Origin of the sequence: Vibrio qingdaonensis (assembly GCF_026191675.1) — a bacterium.
In the GTDB taxonomy this organism is placed as follows: Bacteria; Pseudomonadota; Gammaproteobacteria; order Enterobacterales; family Vibrionaceae; genus Vibrio; species Vibrio qingdaonensis.
Genome location: NZ_JAKRRY010000085.1, coordinates 1 through 3,836 on the forward strand (window position 1 = coordinate 1; position 3,836 = coordinate 3,836).

3 protein-coding genes are annotated in these 3,836 nt (G+C 43.4%); all 3 read right to left on the bottom strand.

Features of this window, described 5'->3' with window-relative positions; genetic code table 11:
• Nucleotides 1-344: 344 nt before the first annotated feature.
• The gene (locus MD535_RS25130) at nucleotides 345-1,076 is read right to left on the bottom strand and encodes a hypothetical protein (protein ID WP_265678001.1); all 732 of its coding nucleotides are present in this window, start codon (nucleotides 1,074-1,076) and stop codon (nucleotides 345-347) included.
• Nucleotides 1,069-2,304 (bottom strand): TolB family protein, encoded by a 1,236-nt coding sequence (locus MD535_RS25135; RefSeq protein ID WP_265678002.1) that lies wholly within the window; start codon nucleotides 2,302-2,304, stop codon nucleotides 1,069-1,071. The genes MD535_RS25130 and MD535_RS25135 overlap by 8 nt, the downstream gene beginning before the upstream one ends.
• 1 nt (nucleotide 2,305) lies before the next feature.
• The coding region (locus MD535_RS25140) for a hypothetical protein (protein ID WP_265678004.1) at nucleotides 2,306-3,836 on the bottom strand (1,531 nt) is incomplete at its 5' end.

Sequence of the window (3,836 nt, forward strand, 5' to 3'; positions counted from 1 at the left end):
CTTATTTCAACGACATAACAAAATAGCACAACTGCCAAAACAACCACTTAAACCGCCACTATCACTAGCTCTGCAAAAATACCACCTAACCCCATAGGCAAATAACGCGAGCATAAGGCCAAATTACTAGCTATTTTACCTAGCAATCTGTTCGAAAATAATTGTCACATAATCGCAGTAAAACCGCCCAAAATGGGTAGCTCATAATAAAAAAAAGTGGGCAAATGCCCACTTAAAAGTAACCGCTGACAAGTAGAGTCTAATGAGAATAAGGCTATCGGCCGTTGCGCATCACTGTTTTTATCGAGTTGAGCCTGTGTTACGACGTTTCCATCTAGTAGGCTTTAATGTGTACTCGTTTCTTCGTCGAAGCACTTTACATCAACAACTGCGAGATCATATTCATCGGTTGAAAACGCTACAGCGAGAAATGAAAAAGTTGGCACGATAAAACCACGAATGGGCTTATCTTCAAGAACAGAGTCATACCATTTGTTATATGTAACTTGCTCATCAGTTAGTACTTGAGTGCCCGCTTCATATTTAGGCGCGAGTTGTGAACGCTTTACTTCTGTGACAGCGTATTCCACTTTTTTTTCTAGCGAGTTTAGCGTTTGCTCACCACCATACGCTTTTAGATTTCCTAAGATAGAGGCAAGATCTGCGCACGCCTTTTTGATTGGCCGAGCCTTACTCTGCGCACCAATCGCCAACTCTGTAAGCATTGACCATTCGGGAAAAGACAGCTTGTACGTCTTCTCTGCTAACTCATGTACTGGCGAACGCAGTGCCAAAACCTGATTGATATTGGTTTTTTGATTTTTCTGCGTTGAATCACCCAGTACATGTAAACGGCCTAAATCGTCTGTCGCCCAAAGGGCTGCGCTTTCCTCACCCAAATTTATGGCAATGGGAAGGCGTGACATAGGGCGGATATTTTTCAACTCTTCTAATGAGGTCAGGTCTTTTTCGATATTAATCGCTCTATATTGAGGGGTCTGTGCATCCCCAATATTAGGAAAATCGACACCGAACAAGTAGACATCCGTTGGTAAATGCTTAAAGTCGTTACTCATCGTTATCTACCTCCAGAAAACGCCCACCATTGGCTTCGGCATTATAAAGTACTGGTGTTTTTGCAATTCGACCCGATTGAACTACTCCCCATGACTGAGCGCCATTTCCATTCATTTCATAACGGTAATCTGCCCCGTAGCGTCTTATGGTTATTTTGGCTGCCCCTATTTGTGTTTCATTGCCGTTGTTACTGATATTGACCACTTTCGCATAAACTTTCTTTTCATCCCCCTCATTAGAAAACGCAAGCCAAGTTTTATCCTCTACGTTAATCAACACTTTGCGGTAAGAGTTGATTCCCCATACATACTTCCCATTAGGGCTGACCGCAATTTGACGGTAAATGCGCTTCTCAATATCTACGGAATCTTCAAACTCTTTTTCAGGCAAAATAGTGTATATGCGTTTGAGTGTCTTGGCGTCATAAACCCCAACCCCCAAGCCGGCGGCATTGATTAACTTTCCATCTACAATGACCGTATCTTCAGACAACGGTACATCTACTTCTTCTTTGACTCCTGTCGCGAGCGTGTATTTAAAGCGCTTAAAACCGTCTGAGAAATAGATGTAGCTAGAATCATCCGCCCAGACCAAATATGGCTTGGTGCGCGCACTACCAAGCTGAATGGTCTGTTGCGTTTTTAAGTCAAAGATGGCTTTTATCAGAGGCTCGCCATAACTGTATGCGTATGCCACATAACGATTATTGGGTGAACGACTCGTCACAAAGGCCTGAGGTGACGCCATACTTGGCATATCATCCGTAACTAAACGTAAATCTGTCCCATCAATTTTCACGCTCCAGATTTTGTAGCCATTTTCATAATCGTTTACGAGAGGGTCTCGAGAGCTGACATTATTCCACCAAAACTGAATTCGAGGTTTGTCATAAGAGCTCGCATCAGATAAATCTTCACGGGGCCACTCTTTTGCTCGGCGAACGGCATAACCTGGTTTGACAGGAAGTGTACCCGGGTATTCAGGCTTGGACAGATCTTCAGAGTAAACAATAAAGTTGTGCTCACTTTCCCAGTGGCAGCGTGGTCCTGTTACCTCTTTGCGTTCAAATGACGTTGTTTCACCAACATTGTAACAAGCCTTTTGAGTGGGTTCTTTTTCTACGGATTGTGTTGTTGCAGCATTCAAAGCTTGACTACTTTCTTCACCACAGCCTGTTAATAACATAGCTGTCGAAAGAAGCATGATACTTAACGTTGTTCGTTTCATTTTATAATAGTTCCGTGAGTTCAATGTCTTGATAAATTACTGACATTAAGACCGTTTTATCTGAGTTATGAGATCGGCAATGACGGGTTAGATTGACCCTTTTAACTTCTGGTAACCAACCACTAAACACGACTTCTTTACAATATTGATCCACAAACTCAGCCTCGCGCAAAAAAATCTTTTGGCTCCATGTTTCATCAACACACGTCAGTTGGAAAAAATCATCCGGTTGATCGCACTGAGGGTTACTTTTATACGCGATTACAATGCCTTCACTTGGTGAGTTAACAACAGCGGCAGCAACACCTTGCTCGTTTTGGCTGATGATATTGTAATCTGATTTGCTTGGCGCTTGGGTATCTAGATTCGGCAGCGAAATCACAGGTTCGGAGCTCGCATCAAAGTTGTGAGCGGAAGAATAATCACTGAGGTTAACTTTAACCGCTTTTTCATTCTTCCCACTCTTTAATTCATTGAGTTGCTGAGTATTGAGCTGAGCCCGAGAATAATAAAGGGCAATATCACTTTGTACGCTACCGTTTATTTTGTATGGAAGCCAAATATGAGGCAAAGGAACACCAAGTGGCTCTCTCTTGGTTTTACTCCAAGCCTTAAATGGGCTCAATTCGGTTTGAAGTAATTCTTTGTATGTTTCGCCTTCGTTAGGCCAATCTGCCACCACTACCTCGGCTTCATCAGCAGTTAGACCAAAAACACGGGCGCAAGCGTATTCGTCCAACACACCCTCGTAGACTTTTTTACCGTCTTGGTACAACTGAAACGCTTCCCCTGACAGAAATGCTTCGGAGTCTTCATCATATAAGCTGATATCGACCGATCTTTGAGGCGAGGACTTAGTGCTTTGATAGAGCGATAGATCGACATCAGAAAAGCGTCCGTCGTTTTGAATTTGGATTTCTCGCCAAACTTCTGATTGCCAAGCGACATAAATGTAACCACGATCAATAGATATATACCCTGAATCACCCTTATGAACCGGAACCACCGGCACCAACACGTTATCCCACTCGTCCATCTGAGCTTCTTTGTTAACGGGTTGTAGGTCTTCGGCTAGCTTAAGTAAAATTGGCAGTGGCTGGTCAACGCAAGGGATTTTGATATAAAGCGTTTTGCCTTCAGCTTCGAGATCTTTAAATGTGGCAAGGCTGCGGTGTTTGTTGGCTCTATCCGCTTTCCCTACTGTTACTTTTTCGTTTTGTTCAGCCGTTTTAGCTAGAGTTAGGCACGCCGCATTAATCGACCACTGCCCCGCAAACTCCACCACTATTTTATGTTCTGGGCTAGACTCTACCGGTACGTAAGATAAGTGACGTGCCAATGGAACATCGTCTTGTACTTGCTGATAACTGGCTCTATTGACTTTTTTTCTTTCAGGAAAAGCGTACTTATCCAATTGCGCTTTTAACTTGGGGTAAGCATTAAGTTGCGCGTCACTGAGGGGCGTTCTGCGTGCAAAGGATGAGATAGCAATCCAATGGGCTTTAAGCAATTCCGCTTTGAGCGCACTAAGG

What these genes read in the sequence shown, in the direction of transcription:
- MD535_RS25130 (WP_265678001.1), bottom strand. Translation starts at nt 1,076, where the DNA reads ATGAGTAACGACTTTAAGCATTTACCAACGGATGTCTACTTGTTCGGT.
- MD535_RS25135 (WP_265678002.1), bottom strand. Translation starts at nt 2,304, where the DNA reads ATGAAACGAACAACGTTAAGTATCATGCTTCTTTCGACAGCTATGTTA.